We start from the raw sequence: 26,113 nt of genomic DNA on the forward strand, positions 1-26,113 counted from the left end.
CAGATGAAAATTAGAAAACCGAACTTATCCTTTTGGCAAATTTTTAATATGAATGTGGGATTCTTAGGAATTCAATTTAGCTTTGGTTTACAGCAAACTGCTGTGAATCCTATATTTTCTTTTTTAGGAGCACATCATGAAGATTTACCCATCCTAAATTTAGCAGGTCCTGTTACAGGATTAATTATTCAACCTATTATAGGGGCTATTTCAGATAAAACCTGGTCGCCACGATGGGGAAGACGTAAGCCTTTCTTTTTAATAGGAGCTTTGATAGGTAGTTTGTGTTTATTCGCATTTCCATTTAGTCCAACTTTATGGTTTGCTGTTGGTTTGTTATGGATTTTAGATGTGGGTAACAATATGGCCATGGAACCATATCGCGCTTTTGTGGGCGATAAATTACCCAATAAGCAATTGAGTTTTGGGTATCAAATGCAAAGTTTATTTGTGGGAGCTGGAATTGTACTAGCCAATGCTTCTATTTTTCTTTTTCAAGATTGGTTTGGTGCTGAAGAAACAGCTACGGAAGCTGTAAAAAGCATTCCTGAATGGTTGTATTATTCCTTTTTTATAGGAGCCGTTTTGTCTATTGCCACCATCTTATGGTCGGTTTTAAAAACACCTGAAATTCCACCTTCAGAAAATGAACTAGAAGCTATTAAGAAACACAATGCTTTGTCTTTGACAGACAGGATTAAAACGCCATTTGTAGAAATTATGGACGCCCTAAAAAAGATGCCAAAATTTATGTGGAAACTTTCTGTGGTGTATTTATTTCAATGGTATGCTTTGTTTGTGTATTGGCAATTTATTTCACCAATGTTTGAAGAAAGTATGGGCTTCGATAAATCTGAAGCTTTAAGTCAGGCTGCAAAAATGAATACAACCTATAATCTTTCTACCATAGTTTTTGCCTTGGCATTGGTGCCTTTGGCTTTAAAATTTGGGGGTAAAAAGGTATATGTGCTAAGTTTGTTTCTAACAGGAATTGCTATGCTTTCCATACCTTATATACAAGATCCACTTTTGGTTATTTTACCAATGGTTTTATTTGGTATTGGTTGGGCAGCTATGATGGGAATTCCGTATTCAATGGTTTCTAAAATAGTACCTCAAGAAAGACGGGGTGTATATATGGGGATCTTAAATATGATGATTGTTATTCCTATGGGAATACAAACGCTAACCTTCGGTCCTGTAGTTAAAAATTTATTAGACAACAGTGCCGTAAATGCCATACTTTTTGGAGGCGTATTTTTTGTAATAGCGGGTGTTTTGGCACTGCGCTTAAAAGAACCTAAAATGGAAGACGACGATTTAGTTGTGCCAACGGGTGAACATGAAATAGATAGATTTTAACGAAATTTTGTCGTTAGAATAAACTAAAAAACAGATTACATTTTGGAAAATAATAAAAGAGAGATAGACATAGTATGTGTTGGTGAGGTCCTTGTCGACTTTATTGGTCACCAATCAGGTGTTCAAATTAACAATACTAGAGATTACCATCGTTATCTAGGAGGTTCTCCTACAAATGTGGCCATGAATATGGCTAGGTTGGGTTTAAAATCGATGATGGTGGCAACGGTAGGAAAAGATGGTTTTGGAGAATATATTTTGGAGCGCCTTTCAGAAGTAGGGGTGGTTACAGATCAAATAAAAGAATTAAATGACAAAGCCTCCAGTGTTATTTTTGTTTCAAGAACTGATAGTACGCCAGATTTTATTCCTTTTCGAGATGCTGATTTTTGCATCAGTGAAGATCAAATTTCTAAGGAAATTCTTTCAAATTCTAAAATATACCATACCACATGCTTTGCCCTTAGTAAAAAACCTGCACAGACTACAATTTTGAAAAAAGCAGAAGAAGCTTTTCAACTAGGCTGTAAGTTAAGTATTGATGTAAATTATGCTAAGAAATTGTGGGACGGTCAAGAAGAAGCATTGCAAATAATTAAAGCTTATTGCAAGTTCAATCCTTTGGTGAAAATAAGTGAAGATGATATGCTTAGGCTTTTTGAGAAAGAAGTACCGCATGCTGAAATTTTCGATTTTTTTCATTCGCATGGTGTAGATACCGTTTGCTTAACTTTAGGAAGCAAAGGTGTAAAATTGGCTCAAAGAGGAAAAGCATTAATAGAATTACCTGCCATAAAAATAGATGTAGTGCAAGATGCTACGGGTGCCGGTGATGCTTTTTGGTCGGGGTTCTTGTTTGCTTATATCAAAGAAAAGCCTGTGGAAAAATGTTTGCAAGTTGCTTTGCAATTAGCAGCTTTAAAACTTCAAAACGTGGGTAGATTACCAGATAATATCAACATATTGTCTGAACTTCTTTAAAAATAAAATTCGATGCAAAAAGAAAATAATATAAGCAATGGAGTTATGCTAAACGCATATCCAGACAGTATAGGGAAAAATCTAAGCGACATAGTTGCTATGTTGAAAAAGCCTGAATTCAAAGATGTTTTTTCTTTATTTTATGTGTTGCCAACTTTTTTTAATAGCGATTTAGATCGTGGTTTTTCTGTAATTGATTACAACTTGAATCAAGAATTAGTTTCAGAAGAAGATTTAAAAGCGTTTAAAGAGTTAAATATTCAATTGAAATTTGATATTGTTTTAAATCATTTGTCGGTTGCTTCTCCTCAGTTTAAAGATTTATTGAAGTATGGAGTACAGTCAAAATACAAAGATTTTTTTATCAATTGGAATGAGTTCTGGGAAGGCAATGGGAATATAGATGCCAATGGAGTTGTAATACCTGATGAGGAGTTTTTAAACAAATTGTTTATGAGAAAGTCGGGCTTGCCGATACTTAAAGTAGCATTTCCAGATGATTCAGAAAAACCTTATTGGAATACTTTTTACCAGCAAATTACCTATGCAAAATTGACGACTTCGGATTTGGAACATTTAGAGGGGTTGACCAAGGCTCAGGGAATTTCCGTTTGCAAAATTGTAAACAATGCCATTGACAATGATTTGGATTTGTCGAGTTTTGATTTTGATAACGCTAAGCACTTAAAAAAAGAAATTTTACAAGTTGTACAAGCAAAGCGTTCGTATTTAGGACAAATGGACGTGAATGCAAAATCAGAATTGGTTTGGGATTTTTATGAAGAAACCCTGAAAAAAGTAAGTAGTTATGGTTGTGAAATTTTACGATTGGATGCTTTTGCCTATTTGCATAAAGAAATTGGACAAACAAATTTTTTCAATAAACCAGGTACTTGGGACCATTTAGAACGGATCAACCAAATTGCAAAAAGCAATAATTTAACCCTTTTACCAGAAATTCATGCAGAGTATGGTTTGCACTTACATGATGAAGTGGCAGATGAAGGCTATCAGATTTATGACTTCTTTTTACCAGGATTGACCATACATACCTTAGAGAATTGCAATAGTACATCCCTATTAACTTGGGCTAAGGAAATCATTAGCAAAGGCTACAAAACAGTAAATATGCTTGGTTGTCATGATGGGATACCGGTGTTAGATTTAAAAGGAAAAGAAGTAGATGGCGTTTATAATAAAGGTCTTTTAGAAGATCATGAAATTGAAGCCATTATGACCAAAATAATGGAACGAGGCGGGAGAGTAAAAAATTTATATGATCCTTCAGGGGAAAAGATATCTTACTACCAAGTCAATGCCACCTTCTTCAGCGCCTTAGGTGAAAATGAACAAAAGTTATTGGCGGCACGTGCCATCCAAATGTTTATGCCTGGTATTCCTCAAGTATGGTATTTAGATATTTTTGCAGGAAAAAATGATTATGAAGCTGCTGATAAAGGAGGAAGTGGCGGACATAAAGAAATTAATAGAACAAGCTTAAGCGAAGCGGATATTGAAGCAGGTTTAAAAAAGGAACTTGTCAATAATCAGCTTACATTGATGCAAATACGAAATACTTGTGATGCCTTTTCAGGGAATATGCAAATAAAACAAGGAACTGAAACTGAAATTCATATTGTATGGAATAATGATAAAGACATCGCTAGATTAAAGTTGGATTTAAAATCGTTGGTTTTTACAGTACAATATTCAAAGGGAGATTTGTTAGAAACACTTCATTTTAATAAGGACTAGTTATCGTTTTTTTTGAGCCCTACATAATTATAAGGAAACAGCCCCTGATTTATATCAGGGGCTGTTTCCTTATAATTATGTAATGTGTCGAATTGTCTAAAACTATAAAACTCTGGCTCCAGGGTATTTTTTCTGAATTAAATTTAAAACACGATCTGCTTCCAAACGTGTTCTATAAACTTCAGTTTGTATTTTCCATTCTGGAACTTTGTAAGTTCTAAATATTTTTATGTCTGGAAAATTTTTCTGGAATTTGGCTAGCTTGTCAATTGCCATTTCTTCATTTCCATTGTACAATTGAATACAAAATCCGCTTTTGATACTCTTATTATAAGCTCTTTTTTTATAGATAAGACTATCTAAGCTAGAAAGTGATTTTTGCGCTGTTGCTGTATTGGCAAAAGCAGCAATAAATAGAGTGATTAGAAAGTGTTTGATTTTCATGGTAAAATGTTTTTGCAAAAATAAATTATTGTGAATTAATAATTTGCTGATTGCTTTATTTAGAATAAATATAAATTGCATGATACGCTACCAATTTAATTTACAATTTTAGTAATTAGTAGTACTTTTGCTCAAAATTTTTGGGTCACGAAATCCTTTTCTTATTTAGAGAAAATCGTACCAAAATAGATAGAAAATTTATATTTTATAGTATGAAAAGTGTGAAAAAACACAGTCGAATCTCGAGATTAGTCATGACTAGTCTTACTTTTTTATTCCTTTTTACCTTTAATTTGTCAGCTCAAGGAGATGCAAAAGCGGGTAAAAGTTTGTTTAACGCTAACTGTGCAGCTTGTCATAAGTTAGATAAAAAACTTGTAGGGCCCGCCTTAGGAAAAATCTCTGAACGTAGAGAGTTAGCTTGGTTGAAAGCTTGGATTAAAGATAACAATGCATTAAGAGCATCTGGAGATGCGGATGCAATTGCTGTTTTTGAGGAATACAATAGTATGCCTATGTCTGCTTTCCCTCAGTTATCTGACGCCGACATTGAAAATATTGTTGCTTATGCAGATGCGGATCCTGTAAAGAAAGCTGGTGCAGCTGTGGTTGCTACTGCTGATACAGGGGTTCAAGAAAAAGGATCTTCGGATTGGATTTCTTATGTTGTATTGCTAATTCTAGCAGGTATTATTCTTTGGGTTTATTTCAAAAGTGATAATGGTTTCTTGAAAATTGCTGCAACAATTGTATTGTTGTTTAATATCGCTTATTTCGGTTTTACTGCCTTAATGAATATTGGTGTTGATCAAGATTACCAACCAGTACAGCCAATTGCTTTTTCTCATAAAATTCACGCAGGTGATAATAAAATTGATTGTCAATACTGTCACTCTTCTGCTAAGAATAGTAAAACATCTGGAATTCCTTCTGTGAATGTTTGTATGAACTGTCATAAAAATATTTCTGAAGTTTCTGATGATACGCAAATTGCTTCAATGGGCTTAGGAAAAGCTGGATTGGATAAAGAAATTCAAAAATTATACAAAGCTGCAGGTTGGGATTCTGAAAAATTAGAATACACAGGAGAAACGGAGCCAGTAAAATGGGTGCGTGTTCATAACTTGCCAGATTTCGCATACTACAATCACTCTCAACACGTAACTGTTGGAGGTCTTAAGTGTCAAAAATGTCACGGGCCAGTTGAAGAGATGGATGAAGTGTATCAATATTCTCCATTAACTATGGGATGGTGTATCGACTGTCACAAAGAGACGAAAGTTAAAATGGAAGGAAATGGATACTACAAAAACATACATGAAGACTTGTCTAAAAAGTATGGTGTAGATAAAGTGACTGTCGCTCAAATGGGAGGGAAAGAATGTGGAAAATGTCACTATTAATCAATTATTAAGTTTATAAATACCTATATATACATGGCATCTAACAGAAAATACTGGAAAAGTGTTGAAGAGCTAAACGAAAATAGTTCGATTGTTGCTAAGCTTGAAGAAAATGAATTTGTATCAGATATTGCTACAGATGAATTTTTAGGAGATAAAGAGACTTTAGAAGAATCTTCTACTTCTCGTCGTGACTTTTTAAAATATGTTGGGTTTTCAACAGCAGCTGCCTCTTTAGCAGCCTGTGAAGGTCCAGTTAGAAAATCAATTCCTTACGTAATCAAACCAGAAGAAATTACTCCTGGTATTGCTAATTATTATGCATCTACAATTGCTGATGGATATGATTTTGCAAACGTATTAGTGAAGACTAGAGAGGGAAGACCAATTTTAATCAAGCCAAATAAGTTGGCCAATGGTTCTACCAATGCACGTGTACAGGCGTCTGTGCTTTCATTGTATGATAGTTTGCGTTTAACAGGGCCTAAAGTAAATGGGAATGCCATTTCTTGGTCAGATGCAAATGGTCAAATAAAAGCAACTTTAGCAGAATTAAAAAATAAAGGTGAAAAGGTTGTTGTATTAACAGGAACTTTAGCGTCTCCTTCTACAGAGAAATTGATTGCTAATTTTGCTGCAGCTAACGGGAATGTACAACACGTACAGTACGATGCTTTGTCTGAATCTGCAACTTTAGATGCATTTCAAGAAGTATACGGAACGAGAGCTTTACCAAACTATGATTTTTCTGATGCAAGTGTAATTGTTTCTATCGGTGCTGATTTCTTAGGAGACTGGCAAGGTGGTGGTTTTGAAAAAAGCTATACAGCAGGTAGACAAGTAGCAACAGGTAAAATGTCTCGTCATATTCAAATAGAGTCTAATATGTCTCTTACTGGATCGAACGCTGATAAAAGAATTGTACTTAAACCATCAGAGCAAATTTTTGCTTTGATTAATTTATACAACGCGGTAACGGGTGAAAATTTGCCTTCAAAAGCAACTCCAAAAGATGCTGATATTAAGAATGCTGCTAAGCAATTGAAGAAAGCAGGTTCTAAAGCAGTTGTTGTTACAGGAATTCAAGATAAAAACGCACAGCTAATCGCTTTGGCATTGAACAATGCTTTGGCAAGTTCTGTTATGGATACTGCTGCGGTAAAATATACAAGACAAGGTAATGATGCAGATGTTCAGCAATTAATTGCGGATATGAAAGCAGGTAAAGTTGGTGCTGTAATTTCTTACGGAGCTAACCCAGTATACACGTTGGCTAATAGTGCTGATTTTGTAGCTGGATTGAAAAAAGTAAAACTTTCTGTTGCTTTTGCTTCTAGCGAAGATGAAACAGCTAGTGTTGCTCAATACGCTTTACCAACACCACATTATTTAGAAGCTTGGGGAGATGTTCAAATTTCTGCAGGTTCTTATAGTTTGACACAACCTACAATCAATCCTTTATTTGATACAAAACAATTTCAAGATTGCTTATTAGATTGGTCAGGTAGCTCAGAAGCTTATTATGATTTCTTAAAGAATTCATGGGCTTCCGATGTATTAAACGGAACTTCATGGAATCAAGCATTGCATGATGGTTTGTTTACAACAAAAGTAGAAGAATTAGCTGCTAAAAGTATTGATGTTGCAGCTGCGGCTTCAGCATTAAAAGCGGAAACTAAAGGTGGTGCTTTTGAATTGACTTTATTTGCTTCTACAGCAATTGGAGACGGACAGCAAGCAAACAACCCTTGGTTACAAGAATTACCAGATCCATTGACAAGAGCGGCATGGGATAATTACTTAACGATTTCTCAAGCAGATGCTACTGCCTTAGGTTTCTCTAATCCTATTCAGGATAATGGAGCTATCAATGGTGATTATGCAAATGTTACGGTAGGAGGTACTATTCTAGAAAATGTTCCTGTATTAATTCAACCTGGTCAAGCAAAAGGTTCTTTTGGTTTGGCTGTTGGATACGGTAAAACAAAAGCAATGAAATCTGAAATGCAAGTTGGTGTAAATGCTTACACTTTGGCAAAAGGATTGAAATTGGTTCAAGTGGCTTCTGTTGAAAAAGTTGGAGGTACACATAAATTTGCCTGTGAACAATTGCAACATACAATTGCAGGTAGATATGAAATATTAAAAGAAACATCTTTAACATCATACAACGATTCAAGTTTAGATCCTAAAGAATCTTGGAATCAAGTGACTAAGGTTTCTTTAAAACATGAAGAAGTATCTGTAAATGATGTAGATTTATGGGATGATCAAGATAGAAGTATCGGACATCACTTTAATTTATCTATTGATTTATCTGACTGTACTGGATGTGGAGCTTGTGTTGTAGCTTGTCACGCTGAAAACAATGTTCCTGTTGTAGGGAAACATGAGGTACGTGTAGGTAGAGATATGCACTGGTTGCGTATTGATAGATATTATTCATCTGAATTGGATGCAACTTCTGAAGAAAGAACAGAAAATGTAAATACTACTTCAGATTCTGTTTCTGATTATTACAATTTGGAAGTTCCTGCTGAGAATCCTCAAGTAGCTTTCCAACCAGTAATGTGTCAGCACTGTAACCATGCACCATGTGAAACAGTTTGTCCAGTTGCGGCAACATCACACGGTCGTCAAGGTCAAAACCAAATGGCTTATAACAGATGTGTAGGTACAAGATATTGTGCAAACAACTGTCCTTATAGAGTTCGTCGTTTTAACTGGTTCAAATACAATGAAAATTCTGAATTTGATTTCAATATGAATGATGACTACGGAAAAATGGTATTGAACCCAGATGTTGTTGTTCGTTCAAGAGGAGTTATGGAAAAATGTTCTTTCTGTATCCAAGCAACGCAACAAGTAATCTTGAATGCTAAGAAAGATGGAAGAAAAGTAGCACCAGGTGAGTTTAACGACGCTGTGGCTTGTTCTTCTGCTTGTACTACTGGAGCTTTAGTCTTTGGTGATGTAAACGAGGAAAAAGATGAAATCGTTGAAAAGAAAGCAGATAAAAGAATGTATCGTTTACTAGAGGCTATTGGAACAGATAACAATGTTCTATACCAAGTAAAAGTTAGAAATACAGAAGAAGCATAAATTAATTAATTAAGAAACTATATATAAATTATGTCGTCTCATTACGAAGCACCTATAAGAGAACCATTAGTATTAGGGGATAAAAGTTACCACGATATTACGGTTGATATTGCGAAACCTATTGAAGGAAAAGCAAACAAAAATTGGTACATAGCATTTACAATTTCATTAATTGCCTTTTTATGGGGTATAGGATGTATTTCTTATACAATTGGAACAGGTATTGGAGTATGGGGATTGAACAAGAACATTGGATGGGCTTGGGATATTACTAACTTCGTTTGGTGGGTAGGTATTGGTCACGCCGGTACATTGATCTCAGCAGTATTATTATTATTCCGTCAAAGATGGAGAATGGCGATTAACCGTTCAGCGGAAGCCATGACAATCTTTGCTGTATTCCAAGCAGGTTTGTTCCCACTTATTCATATGGGACGTCCTTGGAATGGATATTGGGTATTACCTATTCCAAATCAATTTGGATCTTTATGGGTAAACTTTAATTCACCTCTATTATGGGATGTATTTGCAATTTCAACTTATTTATCTGTATCACTTGTTTTCTGGTGGACTGGTTTACTTCCTGATTTTGCGATGTTAAGAGATAGAGCTGTAAAGCCTTTCCAAAAGAAAATTTACGCATTGTTAAGTTTCGGTTGGTCTGGTAGAGCTAAAGATTGGCAACGTTTTGAGGAAGTTTCATTGGTATTAGCTGGTTTAGCTACTCCATTAGTACTTTCTGTACATACAATTGTATCTATGGATTTCGCTACTTCTATCAACCCAGGTTGGCATTCAACAATTTTCCCTCCTTATTTCGTAGCAGGTGCAATCTTCTCAGGATTTGCTATGGTGCAAACCTTATTAGGGATCATGAGAAAAGTAACCAACTTAGAGAACTATATTACACGTTTGCATGTTGAATACATGAATATGGTAATTATGTTAACTGGTGGTATTGTTGCTGTAGCTTATGCATCAGAATTCTTTATTGCATGGTATACAGGTTCTCCTTATGAAAACTTTACGTATATGTCTGTAGGAGCTGCAACTGGAGCTTATGGATGGGCATTCTGGTCGTTGATTTTATTCAATATCCTGATTCCTCAATTCTTGTGGATCAGAAGTGTTAGAAGAAGTTTTATTGGATCTTTCTTAATTTCTATAGCGATTAATATTGGAATGTGGTTTGAGCGTTTTGACATTATTGCCATTGTTTTGAGTAAGGGACATTTGCCATCTACATGGACTCGTTTTGAGCCTACCTTTGTTGATGTGGGTATTTTTATTGGAACTATTGGATTCTTTGGAGTTTTGTTCTTATTATACGCTAGAACTTTCCCAGTGATTGCACAAGCAGAGGTAAAATCGATTATGAAAGTATCAGGAGAAAATTATAAAAAATTAAGAGACGGAAATCATGAGTAATAAAGTAATACACGCCTTATATAACGATGATGATATCTTGATGGACGCTGTTAAGAAAGTAAAATCAGCACATCACCATATCGATGAAGTTTTCACACCTTTTCCTGTTCACGGATTAGACAAAGCAATGGGATTGGCTCCAACTAAAATTGCAATTACTTCATTTTTGTACGGATTGGTAGGGTTGTCATTCGCTATTTGGATGACAAACTATATGATGATAGAAGATTGGCCACAGGATATTGGTGGTAAGCCTAACTTTAGTTGGTTTTTAAATATGCCAGCTTTTGTGCCAATTATGTTTGAATTAACGGTATTTTTTGCAGCCCATTTAATGGTAATTACTTTTTATATGAGAAGTAGACTTTGGCCATTTAAAGCAGCCGAAAATCCAGATGTTAGAACTACCGATGACCATTTTTTAATGGAAATCGCAATTCACGGAAATGAAGAAGAATTGACTTCTTTGTTAAACGAAACTGGAGCAGTAGAAATTAAAGTAATTGATAAGGAATAAGCTCATGAAAAACAGTATGACAAAATTAGCGGTATTTCTATTGGTAGCAGTAGCATTTACTTCTTGTAAAGACAACACAAAACCTTATGTTCAATTTATGCCAGATATGTATACATCTGTAGCATATGAACCATATGGTGAAAATAATGTACTTCCTAATGGAATGGATTCTCAAGCGCCTGTTGAAGGTTCTATAGCAAGAGGTCAAGTTCCTTATGATTATACAAATTCTAATGATGGATATGAAGCGGCAAAAAAGGAATTAAAATCTCCTTTATCTGTTCATGAGTTGGATAGTGAAAAAGGAAAAGCTTTGTACACAATTTATTGTGCAGTATGTCACGGTAAAAAAGGAGATGGACAAGGTGACTTAGTTAAAAGAGAAAAGTTTTTAGGGATACCTAACTACAAAGACAGAGATATTACTGAAGGAAGTATTTACCATGTAATTATGTATGGTAGAAACTTGATGGGATCTCATGCTTCTCAATTGACAGGGAGTGAGCGTTGGCAAGTTGTGAACTACGTTCAAAAATTAAGAACTGATTTATTAAAATAGTCTGCTAAAGATAGAATTTGAAAGATATGTATCAATTTACAGGTAAATTAAAAACAATTGCGCTAGCATTAATGGTTATAGGAGCTGTGGGGATTATCTCTGGTTTTTTAGCTACACCTAGCTCTGTTGAAGAAGTGAAGGAACATTTGCACAATGCACATAACGGGCACGATGCACATGCGGTTGCTCCGGCTGCGCATCATGAAGAAGCAAAAGCACACGATGCTCATCAAGAGGATCACCACGCTGAAGCTGCACATGCAGAGGAAGGACATGGAGATTCTCATGCAGAACATGTTTTTCATCAATTAAAAAATAGACCATGGGCTGCTGTTTATGTAGCTTTGTTTTTCTTTTTTGGAGTAACATTGTTAGTTTTGGCATTCAATGCTATTCAACGAGTGGCGCAAGCAGGATGGTCAATTGTATTGTTTAGAGTTATGGAAGGAATTACAGGAAACTTATTGCCTGTAACAATTATATTATTAGTTTTCTTATTATTGGGTTCTGCACATGTACATCATTTATTTGTTTGGATGGCAGAAGGAACAGTAGATCCTACTGCAGCTAATTACGATGCTATTATTGATGGAAAAAGCTGGTGGTTAAATGTTCCAGGTTGGACAATCAGATCAATTGTATATATTGTAGGTTGGAACTTGTACAGACATTTGTCTAGAAAAGCTTCTTTGGCTGAGGACAATGAAACGAATTTAGTAAGTTATAGAAAAAACTTTAAAATGTCAGTTGCATTTTTAGGCTTCTTTTTATTTACGGAATCAATGATGTCTTGGGATTGGATTATGTCTTTAGATCCTCACTGGTTTAGTACTTTATTTGGATGGTATGTCTTAGCTACATTTATGGTTTCTGCTGTGACTGTAATTGCAATTGTTACTGTATACTTACAATCTAAAGGGCACTTACCTTTCGTAAACAACAGTCATATTCACGATTTGGCTAAATTTATGTTTGGTTTTAGTATTTTCTGGACGTATTTATGGTTCTCTCAATTTATGTTGATTTGGTATGCTGATATGCCTGAGGAAACAACGTATTTTGTACAGAGATTCGAAGAGTATAAATTGCCTTTCTTAGCCATGATTCCTATGAACTTTATTTTCCCTATTTTATTATTAATAAATAGCGATTACAAACGTATTCCTCAATTTGTTATTGGTGCAGGAGTCGTTGTATTATTAGGACATTATTTAGATGTATTTGTAATGATTATGCCAGCAACGGTTGGTGGTGAATGGTTTATTGGTATTCCTGAAGTTGGAGCTATTTTGTTCTTCTTAGGTTTATTTATCTATGCTGTCTTCTCATCAATTGCAAAAGCACCATTATTAGCAAAAGGAAACCCTTTCTTACATGAAAGTGAAACTTTCCATTACTAATAAATAACTAACAAATTAATTATAAAATAGATAGAACATATGCTAGCTTTATTTTACATTTTTATAGCTGTCGCAGTAGCCTTAGGTATTTGGCAAGTGAACAAGTTATTGAGCTTTACCAAAAAAACAATAACAAACGATAATAACGAGCCTGTAACTGCCTACATCGTAGGAGATGAAAATCCTATAGCTACCGAAAAGAATAATGACCTACATGGTAAACTTTTCTTAGCCTTTTTAATTGGTTTTTACATTTTAATGGGATATTGTTTATTTTTCTTAAACGATATTATGTTACCAGAATCTGCTTCTATTGAGGGAGAAAATGATGATAACTTATTTTTGATTTCTTTTGTATTGATTGGAATCGTACAATTTATAACACAAGGATTGTTATTTGGTTTCTCTTATAAATACAGAGGAATCAATGATCGTAAAGCCTTATTTTATGCAGATAGCCATAAATTAGAATTGATTTGGACAACCATTCCTACAATTGTATTAACTGGTTTGATCGGTTACGGTTTGTATACTTGGAATACGGTAATGGACTTATCAGATGCTGAGGATCCTATTGTTATTGAAGTGTATGCAAAACAATTCTCTTGGGAAGCTCGTTATGCTGGTACTGATAATACTTTAGGTAGAGGAAATGTTAGAAATATTGAAGGAATTAACACTATGGGTGTCGATTTGAAAGATATCAATGGTCAAGATGATGTTCCGGTTCGTGAATTGCATTTACCGGTTGGACGAAAAATCGTTTTCAAATTCAGATCTCAGGATGTGTTACACTCTGCTTATATGCCTCACTTTAGAGCGCAAATGAACTGTGTACCTGGTATGATTACAGAATTTGGTTTTACACCGAAGTTTACTACTGAGCAAATGAGGCTTCAAGAAGAAACAGTTCGTAAAGTAGATGGAATCAATAAAATTAGAAAAGAAAAAGGAGAAGATCCTTATGTATTCGACTATTTGTTATTGTGTAACAAAATTTGTGGAGCGTCTCACTACAACATGCAAATGAAAATAGTAGTGGAGGAAGAAGCTGCTTTTTATAGCTGGTTGAAGAAACAACCTACGTTAGCCGAATTGGTTAAATAAGAATTCTAATTTTAGAGTATTAATAAAAGAGTAAACATTTTTTCAGTTTAGAAGAAATTAAAATAAATTAAAATTATGTCAGAGCATCATCATAAAGAAACATTTATCACTAAATATATATTTAGTCAAGATCATAAAATGATTTCTAAGCAATTTCTGATCACCGGTATTATTATGGGTGTTATTGGAGTTCTTATGTCAATGTTATTCCGTTTACAAATTGCATGGCCAGACCATTCTTTTTCTATCGTAGAAGCCTTTTTAGGAAGTCATCAAACAGATGGGATTATGGATCCGGATATGTATTTAGCCTTAGTAACAATTCATGGTACTATTATGGTATTCTTTGTATTGACTGCTGGTTTAAGTGGTACGTTTAGTAACCTATTAATTCCATTGCAAATTGGAGCACGTGATATGGCTTCTGGATTTATGAACATGGTTTCTTACTGGTTGTTCTTTATCTCAAGTATCATCATGGTAATTTCTTTATTTGTGGAAGCAGGACCTGCTTCTGCGGGTTGGACAATTTATCCTCCATTATCTGCCTTGCCTCAAGCAATTCCTGGTTCAGGTATGGGTATGACTTTATGGTTGGTTTCTATGGCTATTTTCGTTGCTTCTTCATTAATTGGTTCTTTGAATTACATCGTTACCATTTTAAACTTAAGAACAAAAGGAATGAAAATGACAAGATTGCCATTAACAATGTGGGCATTCTTTATCACCGCTGTTATTGGTGTGGTTTCTTTCCCTGTATTATTATCTGCAGCTTTATTATTGATTTTCGATAGAAGTTTCGGTACTTCATTCTACTTATCAGATATCTTTATTTCTGGTGAAGTGTTGCATTACCAAGGTGGTTCACCTGTATTGTTTGAGCACTTATTCTGGTTCTTAGGGCACCCTGAAGTTTATATTGTATTATTACCAGCATTAGGTATTACATCAGAAGTTATTGCAACAAATTCTCGTAAACCAATTTTTGGTTACCGTGCAATGATTGGATCTATTATGGCAATTGCTTTCTTGTCTACTATCGTATGGGGTCACCATATGTTTATTTCAGGAATGAATCCTTTCTTAGGTTCTGTATTTACATTTACAACTTTATTAATTGCAATTCCTTCAGCGGTAAAAGCATTTAATTATATTACTACTTTATGGAAAGGTAACTTGCAAATGAATCCTGCAATGTTATTCTCTATCGGTTTGGTTTCTACCTTTATTACGGGTGGTTTAACAGGAATTGTATTAGGAGATAGTGCTTTGGATATTAATGTACACGATACCTATTTCGTAGTAGCGCATTTCCACTTGGTAATGGGAGTATCTGCAATTTATGGAATGTTTGCTGGTGTGTATCACTGGTTCCCTAAAATGTATGGTAAAATGATGAATAAAACTTTAGGTTATTGGCATTTCTGGATTACAGCAATTGCTGCTTATGGAGTTTTCTTCCCAATGCATTTTATCGGATTAGCAGGTTTACCTCGTAGGTACTATTCAAATACAGCATTCCCTTTATTTGATGATTTATCAGATGTAAATATTGTGATGACTTTGTTCGCTATTTTAGGTGGTATTGCTCAGGTTATTTTCTTAGTAAACTTTTTCTTAAGTATTTTCAAAGGAAAAGATGCCGAGAAAAACCCTTGGAGATCTACTACTTTAGAGTGGACAACTCCTGTAGAAAGAATTCACGGAAACTGGCCAGGAAAAATTCCTACCGTTGAACGTTGGGCATATGACTATAGCAAACCAGGACATGATGTGGATTTTGTTCCTCAAGATGTTCCTTTAAAAGATGGAGAAGAAGAATCTTAATTCCAACTTTATATAATTTAAAAGCCTTTTCATTTTTTGAAAAGGCTTTTTTTATACACAGCTAATAGGTTTTCAAAACCTGTTCGATTTAATTTTTTAGTATCTTCGTAGTACCTAAGATGGAATGGCAGTATGAATGAACATTTAAATCCTGAAAACGATAATTTTTCGTCGGAAGAGTTGGACGTAGAAAAAAAATTACGACCACTATCCTTTGACGATTTTACGGGTCAAGAACAAGCATTAGAAAATTTAAAAATATTTGTTGAAGCGGCAAATAGAAGAGGTGAAGCTCTGGATCATACCTTGTTTCACGGCCCTCCGGGATTGGGTAAAACAACTTTGGCTAATATTTTGGCCAATGAGTTAAATGTAGGTATCAAAGTTACCTCAGGTCCCGTTTTGGATAAACCAGGTGATTTGGCTGGTTTGCTAACAGGTTTAGATGAACGTGATGTCTTGTTTATTGATGAAATCCATCGATTGAGTCCGGTTGTAGAAGAATATTTGTATTCAGCTATGGAAGATTATAAGATCGATATCATGATCGAATCTGGACCCAATGCCAGAACAGTTCAGTTAAACTTAGAACCTTTTACCTTAATTGGTGCTACCACACGTTCAGGTATGCTTACAGCGCCAATGCGTGCTCGTTTTGGAATTAGCAGCCGATTGCAATATTATAAAACCGATTTGTTGACTACAATTGTTCAACGAAGTTCGGCTATTTTAAAAACACCTATTTCGATGGAAGCGGCTATTGAAATTGCAGGTAGAAGTCGTGGAACTCCGCGTATAGCGAATGCCTTATTACGTCGTGTACGTGATTTTGCAGAAATTAAAGGGAATGGTTCTATAACTATTGAAATAGCTAAATTTGGATTAGGGGCATTGAATGTAGATGCTCATGGTTTGGATGAAATGGATAATAAAATTTTGACTACCATCATCGATAAATTTAAAGGTGGTCCGGTTGGACTTTCAACTCTTGCCACAGCGGTAAGTGAAAATTCTGAAACGATAGAGGAGGTATATGAACCTTTTTTAATTCAACAAGGATTTATCATGAGAACTCCTAGAGGAAGAGAAGTTACTGAATTGGCCTATACACATTTAGGAAGAGTGAAAGGTAGAGCTCAAGGCGAATTATTTTAGTTTGAACACTGAGCTTGTCGAAGTGTCATATATATGAATAGTTAAAATTAAATGAAAAAATACATTCCCTTTTTAGAGTGGATTTCCAAATACAATAGTTCTTTACTGAAAAGAGACGCTATTGCAGGAATTACGGTTGGGGTTGTATTAATTCCGCAAGGTATCGCTTATGCAATGATTGCTGGTTTACCGCCAATTTATGGCTTGTATACCGCGTTGATTCCACAAATTGTATACGTATTTTTAGGTACAGCTCCTCGAGTTGCTGTTGGACCTGTTGCTATGGATTCCTTATTGGTAGCCGCGGGAATTGCGAGTATTTCTGTGGTTGGAACGGATCATATTGTTGCTGTCGCTTTACTTTTAGCTTTTACGGTTGGTATTATTCAAGTCTTGTTAGGAGCTTTAAAACTAGGCTTTATTGTTAATTTCTTGTCTAGGCCGGTTATTAGCGGATTTACATCAGCGGCGGCCATTATAATAGGAATCAATCAGTTTAAGAATTTGTTAGGAATTCCAATTCCTAGAAGCAACCAAGTACATGAAATTGTATTGAATCTATTCTTGCTAATCAGCGATGTCAATTGGCAGACTTTTGGTATTGGAGCCGGTGCGATTGGTCTTATTTTTATTTTTAAACGAATTCACAAATCCATACCTAGTCCGTTAATTGTTGTGGTACTAGGAATTTTACTATTGAAATTTTTTGGAGGAACTTTTAACGAGGTGGCTATCATAAAAGACATACCCTCTGGATTACCGGCTTTTCAACTGCCTGGGATTAGTTTTGAACATATTTCCGAAATTCTTCCTATAGCCTTAACCATTGCTATGATTGGTTTTTTAGAAACAGTATCTATTGGGAAATCCATGGAAACAAATGAAGATATTGTACAAGTCAATCCGAATCAGGAATTAATTGCCATCGGATTTGGAAATGTTTTGGGTTCTATGTTTGGTTCGTATCCTGCTACGGCAAGTTTTTCTAGATCTGCTGTGAATAAAGATGCAGGTGCCAAAACTGGTTTTGCCGCATTCTTTTCTGTAGCGGTGGTTGTATCGGTGCTTTTATTTTTAACACCTGTATTTTACTATTTACCGAAAACAATATTAGCTGCTATTATTATTGTTTCTGTTTTAAAATTAATTGATTACAAAGAGGCTTCACGTCTTTGGAAAATTAATAAAATTGACTTTTGGATGCTGTTGGTTACCTTTTTAGGAACTTTGTTTTTCGGGATTAAAGAAGGAATTGGTGTAGGCGTAGGCCTGTCTTTGGTTATGGTGATTTTTAGGACATCAAAACCGCATATAGCAGTTTTAGGGAGAATTCCAAATACGGCGTTCTTCAGAAATATCAATCGTTTTGACGATGTTGAAGTTCATGAGGAAGTATTAATTTTACGTTTTGATTCACATTTGTATTTTGCAAATACCAATTACTTTAGAGAACAACTGGATGTGCTTTCTAAAGAAAAAGGAGAAAAGCTGAAATTGATTATTATTGATGGAGAATGTATCAACGGATTGGATAGTACAGGAGCAGGTATGTGGAATGAGCGCATTGATTTTTATGCCAGTCAAGGAATAAAAATATACTTTACCAATGTAAAAGGTCCGGTGCGTGATGCCATGACCAAAGCGGGAATTATTGAAAAAATTGGAATTGAAAATTGTTTTATGAGCAACCAAGGGGCTTTGACTTTTTATGAAACAGGAAGTCGTGATAGCCAAACCAATTTGTCTTCTTATATCCAACAATCCAACGGTTAAAAAATCTAAAGTTTTTACCTTAACATTATTTAACAGTTTCTTGTCATTTTCATATGTAAGGAATTGTATTTTTATCCTTCTTAGAAAACACAAATTTTAAATATACACTTATGAAAAAATCAATTTTTGCAGTAGCCATTTTTGCCATTGCCTTAGTATTCAGTAACAATCTTACAGCACAAAAGTTTAGTGGATTGGATAAAAGCCCGTTGGATGTAACCGCTTTTCCAAAAAGTCATAAAGAAGCCAATAAAGTTGTAAAGGTTACTTATAGTAGACCGCAATTAAAGGGAAGAAGTGTTGAGAGTTTAGCCAAACCAGGAGAAGTTTGGAGAACAGGGGCGAATGAAGCTGCTGAAATTCGTTTTTATGAAGATGTGAAATTTGGAGGAAAATCGGTAAAAGCAGGAACGTATACTTTATTTACTATTCCAGGAGAGAAAGAATGGACGGTTATTTTAAACAAAGCGAGCAATGTTTGGGGGGGCTATTCCTATAATGCTTCGGAGGATGTTGTGAGAGTGAAAGGTGAAGTATCAAAAAGTAAAGAAAATATAGAAGCTTTTTCAATGGTGTTTGATGGAAAAATGACACTTTGTTTGGGGTGGGGACATACAATTGTAAAAGTTCCAGTTTCAAAATAACAACTAGAAATTTTGCAAATAATTTATAAAAGCCACATTCATTTGTGGCTTTTTTTATGCGCTTAAAGTTTCAAGTTTTAGGCTTTCAACTCTCGGTTAAGAACTGTATTTTTGCAACTTAACTAGAAATACAGGTTTTATAAAAGCCTTTTGAATAGCATGGAATACAACTTTAACGAGATAGAGGCCAATTGGCAAAAATATTGGGCAGAGAATCAGACTTTTAAAGCTGCTGATGGAAGTGAAAAACCAAAGTATTATGTGTTGGATATGTTTCCTTATCCTTCCGGAGCAGGATTACATGTTGGACATCCACTAGGTTATATTGCCTCAGATATTTATGCCAGATACAAACGTCATCAAGGTTTTAATGTATTGCATCCTCAAGGATATGATTCTTTTGGCTTGCCAGCAGAACAATATGCAATTCAAACTGGACAGCATCCTGCGGTAACTACAGAAACAAATATAGCGACCTATAGAACGCAATTAGATAAAATCGGATTTTCATTTGACTGGTCTCGTGAGGTTCGTACGTCTAGCCCAGAATATTACAAATGGACACAATGGATTTTTATCCAATTGTTCGATTCTTGGTACAATTTAGAGACTGATAAAGCAGAAGATGTTGCGACTTTAGTGGCTCTTTTTAAGAAAGAAGGAAATGCAACAGTAAAGGCTGTTGCCGATGAGGATATTGAAATTTTTACGGCAGAAGCATGGAAATCCTATTCTAAAGAAGAGCAAGAAACCATTTTGTTAAAATATAGATTGACTTATTTGTCGGAAACAGAAGTAAACTGGTGTCCAGTATTAGGAACTGTTTTGGCAAATGACGAAATTGTAAATGGTGTTTCTGAAAGAGGAGGACATCCTGTGGTTCGTAAAAAAATGACCCAATGGAGCATGCGTATTTCTGCGTATGCTCAACGTTTGTTAGATGGGCTAGAAAAAATAGATTGGCCACAACCCTTAAAAGACTCTCAAACAAATTGGATCGGTCGTTCTCAAGGAGCTTCTGTTACTTTTGAAGTGCATACCGATGCGCCATCAAGAGAAGTAAAGTTGTCTTTTAAAGAGATTGAAGCGTTAAAAGAAAAAAGAACAAATACGTCCAAAGCGGTAAGTTTACTTTGGTCGAAATTAAGAAAGAAAAAAGGGACCTCTAAGTTTAGAGCAAACTACACAGTTGGCAACTTGGTTGTTGATTATATCTGTTTTGCAAAAAATACGGTTGTTGAATTTGAAGGAAAAGAAGACGAAGCGGAAAGAAAAGCTGCTTTTGAACAAGAAGGATTTGCAATAATTTATGTTTCTTCTGAAGAAGTAGAAAAAAGTGTAGAGACTGTTGTTGCTAAAATAGAAACAGGACTTCAATTTGCAAAACCTCCAGTTAAAACAGAAGTTGACGTTATTTCGGCTGGAGAAGCCTATAAGATAGAAGTATTTACAACGCGTCCAGATACTATTTTTGGGGTTACATTTATGACTTTAGCTCCTGAACACGAGTTGGTATCGAAAATTGTAACAGAAGCACAAAAAGCAGAAGTTGCCAATTATATTGAAGCAACGGCTAAACGAAGTGAAAGAGAACGTATGGCGGATGTAAAAACCATTTCAGGTGCTTTTACTGGAGCTTATGCGAAACATCCTTTTACTGGAGAAAAAATTCAAATTTGGATTGGTGATTATGTGTTGGCTAGCTACGGAACAGGTGCTGTAATGGCGGTTCCTTGTGGAGACCAACGTGATTATGATTTTGCGAAGCATTTCAATATTGAAATAAAAAATATTTTTGAAGACGTAGATATTTCAGAAGCTGCTTGTGAAGACAAAACAGCTAAAATTGCGAATTCTGATTTCTTATCTGGCTTGCCTGTTAAGAAAGCGAGCAAATTGGCCATTTATGAAATGGAAAAAAGAGGCTTTGGAAAAGGAAAAATAAACTACCGTTTGCGTGATGCTGTTTTCAGTCGTCAACGTTACTGGGGAGAACCTTTCCCTGTATATTACAAAGATGGTTTGCCACAAATGATTGATGCAAAACATTTACCAATTGTTTTACCGGAAGTTGAAAAGTATTTGCCAACAGAAGGTGGCGCCCCGCCACTGGGGAGAGCTAAAGAATGGGCTTGGGATTCTCGTGGTAAAAAAGTAGTCTCAAATGATAAGTTGAAAAATAAAACGGTGTATCCTTTAGAGTTAAATACTATGCCAGGTTGGGCAGGTAGTTCTTGGTATTTTAACCGTTATATGGATCCTACAAATGAAGGAGAATTTGTAAGCAAAGAAGCGGCAGATTACTGGCAAGATATCGATTTGTATATCGGAGGTTCTGAACATGCAACAGGACATTTGTTATATGCGCGTTTTTGGCAAAAATTCTTATTTGATAAAGGGCATCTGCCTGTTGATGAATTTGCGAAGAAATTGATCAACCAAGGAATGATTTTGGGAACTTCTGCTTTTGTATATAGGATATCTCCAGCTTCTTTCGGTTTTGATGGTAAAAAAGAAGAAGTGTCTCATTTTATAAAAGCTAACCCTGTATTCATATCAAATAATTTATTGAATGATTTAAAAAGTTCACCAGATGCTATTAAGGATTTTAATGAAGAATTAAAATCGATGCTTAACGGTTTGTTTGATGGTAAATTGGTTAAAGTAGATGTTAGAATAAATGAAATTCAATCTATTCATGCTGATGTTTCTTTGGTGAACAATTCAGACGAATTGGATGTAGAAGGTTTCAAAAATCATGAAATGAATAAAGATTACCGAGAAGCAATCTTTATTAGTGATGATGAAAGAATTGTTTATCCAGATAACGATGCAAAATATACGGTAGGACGCGAAGTTGAAAAAATGTCGAAGTCTAAATACAATGTCGTAAACCCTGATGCTATTTGTGAACAATATGGAGCAGATAGTTTGCGTTTGTTTGAAATGTTCTTAGGACCGCTAGAACAAGCAAAACCTTGGAAAACTTCAGGTATTTCCGGTGTGCATTCTTTCTTAAAGAAATTATGGAAATTGTATTTTACCAATGAGGTTTTTGCCGTTTCAGAAGAAAAGGCGACAAAAGACGAATTGAAGGTTTTACATAAGACCATTAAAAAAGTACAAGAAGATATCGAGAATTTCTCTTTCAATACTTCGGTAAGTACTTTTATGATTGCTGTCAATGATTTGACCGCTTTGAAATGTAACAAAAAAGAAATTTTAGAACCTTTATTGGTTTTAATTTCTCCTTATGCGCCACATATAGCAGAAGAGTTGTGGAGTCAGTTAGGGCATACAAGTTCTATTGCTACTGCTTCTTTTCCTGTGTTTGAAGCGAGTCATTTAGTAGAAAGCACAAAAGTATATCCAATTTCATTTAACGGTAAAATGCGCTTTACTTTAGAATTGCCTTTGGATATGACAAAAGAAGAAATTGAAAAAACAGTAATGGCACATGAAAAAACCATTGCTCAGTTAGACGGTAGAGCGCCTAAAAAGGTGATTATTGTTCCTGGAAAAATTGTAAACTTAGTGGGTTAGTCCTCTAGAAAAATAAAAGAATGAAAGTAGTAAAGTTTGTAGCCGTAGTTGCTCTTTTGGTAAGTGTTATTTCTTGTAGTACGCCGGATGAAAAAATGAAAAAATACATGATTGGGAATTGGAAAACTATTTATTATAAATGGGAATTGCCAACTTTTAAAGGAAAAGATACTTTGGTAGAGTATGCCTTTGATTATACCAATCCGGAAGAGCATAGACCAGAAGGCGTTACAATCTATAAGTACAAAGAGGATGGCGTTTTTGAGACTTGGAATGAAAAAAGTGGAAGTGTAGTTGGAGTAAAAACTAAAGGTAAGTGGAGAGCAACTAAAGATTCTTTGTATTATGATTTTGAACATAGTAAAGGTTCTTCTACAATAGTATTGAAGTTATCAGTTATTGAAGATGGATATGCAACCAACCGTGTTGTTGATCAGGATAGAGATGGAGAGGTAGATGATATTCTATATATTGAAACCGTTCGTCTTCCTGATACTCCTAAAGAAAAATAATGGAAGGAATTCCTTTTCATGTGGAAGTCGTTGGTTTAATTGCAGCGACTTTAACTACCATTTCTTTTGTGCCACAAGTGTATAAAATATGGAAAACAAAATCAGCAGAAAGTGTGTCGTTGACCATGTTTCTGCTTTTTTTTACAGGAGTAGTTTTATGGTTTGTTTACGGTGTGTATATAGGTAGTTTGTCTATGACCATTGCCAATACAATTACCGGGGCGCTCTCACTTATTATTATTTATTACAAGCTAAAGTTAAAATAATGCGATTTGTGTTAACGAAACTTGGTTTAAAAATAGGTTTTGTGCTAAAAAATTAAAATCTTGTAAGAGATTGTACAACACAAATTAGTTTATGGCTTTTAGAAATTTTTCTCTTAGAATTCGAATATTTATATCAATGATTTTGCTGATTTTATTGGCTTATTTATTGATTGCCGTGGTGACTATTTTTCAATACGGAGAACAAAAGGAGGAATACAATGCCAGTCGTTTTGAACGAAAGGAAAACGCAACCATCCTGAATATTAGTTATGCTTTTAATGAAAGTTCCTTAGAAAAGATAACAGAAAATATTCCTATTATTTTTAAGCATACTATTTTTGAAATTGCATCTGTTCATAAAGTGAACATAAAGATGTACGATTTGAAAGGTAAATTGTTAGTGAGTTCAGTTTTGGATAATGAACCAAACGAAAGATTGGAGCAGCATGAATTTGATCTTTTGCAAGAAAAAGGAAATCACAGACTGAAGCTTAAAAAGAATTTAAAAGGAGGAAGTCTACAAGTTTCCTATGCCTATATTTATGATGACAATTTGAATGCAATTAGCATTATGAAATTGTATTATTTACAAGACAATACTTTTCAAGATAAAGATTTACAGGAGTTTTTATTCCGTTTGGGTTTTGTTTACATCATTATCTTTTTTATCGCCATTGTTTTTGCTTATTTCTTATCTAGCTACATCACAAAATCAATCAATACTGTAATTTCTAAAATGAGTCAAACCGGCTTAAATAAGAAGAACGAAAAAATTTATTTAGAAGTCACTTCCGTTGAAATAAAAAAGTTGGTATTGGCGTATAACAAAATGGTAGACGAGTTGGAGGATAGTGCTGTGAAATTAGCTCAAAGCGAAAGAGAACAGGCTTGGCGAGAAATGGCGAAACAGGTGGCCCACGAAATAAAAAATCCGTTAACACCTATGCGATTGACAGTTCAAAGTTTTGAACGACGATTCGATCCTACCGATGAAAATATCAAAGAAAAATTAAAAGAATATAGCAATACATTGATTCAACAAATAGATGTGATGACGTCTATTGCTTCGGCTTTTTCTGATTTTGCGCAAATGCCAACCAAACGAAAAGAAAAGCTGGAAGTGGTAAGTGTGATAAAAACGGCTTTGGACATCTTTGATTTAGATACCATACAATTTACTACAAATGTAGAACAGGTAATTGTAGATTTGGACAAAACACAGTTGATTCGAATTGTGACCAATTTGATTCAAAATGCCAAACAAGCAACTGAAGATATTGAAAACCCGATTATTTCTTTAGAATTACAAGACCAAGAGTCCGGAATTAAAATTGTTGTAAGTGATAATGGAAAAGGAATTGACGAAGAATTAAAAGAGATGGTTTTTGAACCTAGGTTTACCACAAAAAGTAGTGGTATGGGATTGGGATTGGCCATGATAAAAAAAATTATTGAAGGCTATAACGGAAGTATTAATTTCTCTAGTACCGTAGGGAAAGGAACCGTTTTTACTATCTTTATTCCTAAAGAAAATTAAACCTATGGATTATCAAAACATTCAACTAGAAAATTTAAATGAGAAAGTGGTTTTGCTGACAGTCAACAGACCAAAGAAATTAAATGCTTTAGACAATTTAACAATTGCTGAATTACACCAAGCTTTGGTAGCTTTAGAAAATGATGCTACATGTAGAGTATTGGTGATTACGGGTTCAGGTGAAAAAGCTTTTGTGGCTGGTGCAGATATTGCAGAGTTTTCAAATTTCACTTCTAAAGAAGGCGCAGAATTGGCTAGAAAAGGGCAGGATACATTGTTTGATTTTATAGAGAACTATTCAAAACCCGTGATTGCAGCCGTAAACGGATTTGCCTTAGGGGGTGGTTTAGAACTCGCCATGGCTTGTCATTTTAGGTACGCTTCAGAAAACGCAAAACTAGGTCTTCCAGAAGTCTCCTTAGGCTTGATACCTGGCTATGGTGGTACGCAACGATTGCCACAATTAGTAGGGAAAGGAAGAGCCATGGAGCTTATTTTATCAGGAAATATGATTGCCGCTGAAGTCGCTTTGACCTATGGTTTGGTAAACAAAGTAGTTGCTCAAGAACAATTGATTTCTTCTTGTTTGGAAATAGCGAACAAAATAACTCAAAATGCACCTAACTCTATGAAAGCTGCAATTTCCGCAATCAATGCTGGTTTTTCTGAAGGAATGAATGGTTACGATTCAGAAATAGAAATTTTCGGTTCTTGTTTTGGAACAGAAGATTTTAAGGAAGGTACAACGGCCTTTTTAGAAAAGAGGAAACCAAACTTTCAATAAATAAAAAAATCAGA

At 34.9% G+C, this 26,113-nt stretch carries 20 protein-coding genes; 19 read left to right on the forward strand and 1 reads right to left on the reverse strand.

Going from position 1 to position 26,113, the window contains the following annotated elements; translation table 11 throughout:
* Nucleotides 1-3 precede the first annotated feature (3 nt).
* The 3 genes from FGM02_RS07105 to FGM02_RS07115 are packed head-to-tail and all read left to right on the forward strand — an operon-like array spanning nt 4 to nt 4,098.
* Entirely contained in the window at nt 4-1,362 is a 1,359-nt protein-coding gene (locus FGM02_RS07105; RefSeq protein WP_139957606.1) for an MFS transporter, read from the forward strand.
* A gap of 42 nt (nt 1,363-1,404) precedes the next feature.
* Nucleotides 1,405-2,343, forward strand: coding sequence for a carbohydrate kinase family protein (locus FGM02_RS07110; protein ID WP_139957607.1), 939 nt, complete (start codon nt 1,405-1,407; stop codon nt 2,341-2,343).
* Nucleotides 2,344-2,355: 12 nt separating this feature from the next.
* Complete coding sequence (locus FGM02_RS07115) at nt 2,356-4,098, forward strand: alpha-amylase family protein (RefSeq protein ID WP_139957608.1); 1,743 nt, start codon at nt 2,356-2,358, stop codon at nt 4,096-4,098.
* A 102-nt stretch (nt 4,099-4,200) separates the two neighbouring features.
* On the opposite strand, the gene FGM02_RS07120 is transcribed toward FGM02_RS07115, so the two are convergent.
* Complete coding sequence (locus FGM02_RS07120; protein WP_139957609.1) at nt 4,201-4,542, reverse strand: hypothetical protein; 342 nt, start codon at nt 4,540-4,542, stop codon at nt 4,201-4,203.
* A 212-nt stretch (nt 4,543-4,754) separates the two neighbouring features.
* On the opposite strand from FGM02_RS07120, the gene FGM02_RS07125 reads away from it, so the two are divergent.
* The 16 genes from FGM02_RS07125 to FGM02_RS07200 all read left to right on the forward strand — a co-directional run bounded on the left by FGM02_RS07125 (nt 4,755) and on the right by FGM02_RS07200 (nt 26,099).
* On the forward strand, nt 4,755-5,945 hold the full coding sequence (locus tag FGM02_RS07125) for a c-type cytochrome (protein WP_139957610.1): 1,191 nt from the start codon (nt 4,755-4,757) through the stop codon (nt 5,943-5,945).
* A 33-nt stretch (nt 5,946-5,978) separates the two neighbouring features.
* A complete protein-coding gene (locus tag FGM02_RS07130) occupies nt 5,979-9,047 on the forward strand; it encodes a TAT-variant-translocated molybdopterin oxidoreductase (RefSeq protein WP_139957611.1) in 3,069 nt (1,022 codons plus the stop codon).
* A 30-nt stretch (nt 9,048-9,077) separates the two neighbouring features.
* Nucleotides 9,078-10,475, forward strand: a complete 1,398-nt coding sequence (gene nrfD, locus FGM02_RS07135; RefSeq protein ID WP_139957612.1) for an NrfD/PsrC family molybdoenzyme membrane anchor subunit — start codon at nt 9,078-9,080, stop codon at nt 10,473-10,475.
* Nucleotides 10,468-10,992, forward strand: coding sequence for a DUF3341 domain-containing protein (locus tag FGM02_RS07140; RefSeq protein WP_139957613.1), 525 nt, complete (start codon nt 10,468-10,470; stop codon nt 10,990-10,992). The genes nrfD and FGM02_RS07140 overlap by 8 nt, the downstream gene beginning before the upstream one ends.
* Before the next feature lie 4 nt (nt 10,993-10,996).
* On the forward strand, nt 10,997-11,551 hold the full coding sequence (locus FGM02_RS07145) for a c-type cytochrome (RefSeq protein ID WP_139957614.1): 555 nt from the start codon (nt 10,997-10,999) through the stop codon (nt 11,549-11,551).
* Between the two features lie 26 nt (nt 11,552-11,577).
* On the forward strand, nt 11,578-12,951 hold the full coding sequence (locus FGM02_RS07150) for a quinol:cytochrome C oxidoreductase (RefSeq protein ID WP_139957615.1): 1,374 nt from the start codon (nt 11,578-11,580) through the stop codon (nt 12,949-12,951).
* Between the two features lie 39 nt (nt 12,952-12,990).
* Nucleotides 12,991-14,058 carry a cytochrome c oxidase subunit II gene (locus tag FGM02_RS07155; protein ID WP_139957616.1) on the forward strand — a complete coding sequence of 356 codons (1,068 nt, stop codon included), beginning with the start codon at nt 12,991-12,993 and terminating at the stop codon, nt 14,056-14,058.
* A 75-nt stretch (nt 14,059-14,133) separates the two neighbouring features.
* Nucleotides 14,134-15,885, forward strand: coding sequence for a cytochrome c oxidase subunit I (locus FGM02_RS07160; RefSeq protein ID WP_139957617.1), 1,752 nt, complete (start codon nt 14,134-14,136; stop codon nt 15,883-15,885).
* Nucleotides 15,886-16,017: 132 nt separating this feature from the next.
* Nucleotides 16,018-17,040 (forward strand): Holliday junction branch migration DNA helicase RuvB, encoded by a 1,023-nt coding sequence (ruvB, locus tag FGM02_RS07165; protein WP_139957618.1) that lies wholly within the window; start codon nt 16,018-16,020, stop codon nt 17,038-17,040.
* Between the two features lie 51 nt (nt 17,041-17,091).
* Nucleotides 17,092-18,813, forward strand: coding sequence for a SulP family inorganic anion transporter (locus FGM02_RS07170; RefSeq protein WP_139957619.1), 1,722 nt, complete (start codon nt 17,092-17,094; stop codon nt 18,811-18,813).
* A 110-nt stretch (nt 18,814-18,923) separates the two neighbouring features.
* Nucleotides 18,924-19,457 carry a DUF2911 domain-containing protein gene (locus FGM02_RS07175; RefSeq protein ID WP_139957620.1) on the forward strand — a complete coding sequence of 178 codons (534 nt, stop codon included), beginning with the start codon at nt 18,924-18,926 and terminating at the stop codon, nt 19,455-19,457.
* A 159-nt stretch (nt 19,458-19,616) separates the two neighbouring features.
* Nucleotides 19,617-23,000 (forward strand): class I tRNA ligase family protein, encoded by a 3,384-nt coding sequence (locus FGM02_RS07180; protein ID WP_139957621.1) that lies wholly within the window; start codon nt 19,617-19,619, stop codon nt 22,998-23,000.
* Nucleotides 23,001-23,020: 20 nt separating this feature from the next.
* Nucleotides 23,021-23,512 (forward strand): hypothetical protein, encoded by a 492-nt coding sequence (locus FGM02_RS07185; protein WP_139957622.1) that lies wholly within the window; start codon nt 23,021-23,023, stop codon nt 23,510-23,512.
* Nucleotides 23,512-23,778: a SemiSWEET family sugar transporter gene (locus FGM02_RS07190; RefSeq protein ID WP_139957623.1), complete on the forward strand. Its 267-nt coding sequence runs from the start codon at nt 23,512-23,514 to the stop codon at nt 23,776-23,778. The genes FGM02_RS07185 and FGM02_RS07190 overlap by 1 nt, the downstream gene beginning before the upstream one ends.
* A gap of 136 nt (nt 23,779-23,914) precedes the next feature.
* Nucleotides 23,915-25,315 carry a sensor histidine kinase gene (locus FGM02_RS07195; protein ID WP_139957624.1) on the forward strand — a complete coding sequence of 467 codons (1,401 nt, stop codon included), beginning with the start codon at nt 23,915-23,917 and terminating at the stop codon, nt 25,313-25,315.
* Nucleotides 25,316-25,319: 4 nt separating this feature from the next.
* A complete protein-coding gene (locus tag FGM02_RS07200; protein ID WP_139957625.1) occupies nt 25,320-26,099 on the forward strand; it encodes an enoyl-CoA hydratase/isomerase family protein in 780 nt (259 codons plus the stop codon).
* Nucleotides 26,100-26,113 lie beyond the last annotated feature (14 nt).

Source organism: Flavicella sediminum (assembly GCF_006381105.1).
Classification (GTDB): Bacteria; Bacteroidota; Bacteroidia; order Flavobacteriales; family Flavobacteriaceae; genus Flavicella; species Flavicella sediminum.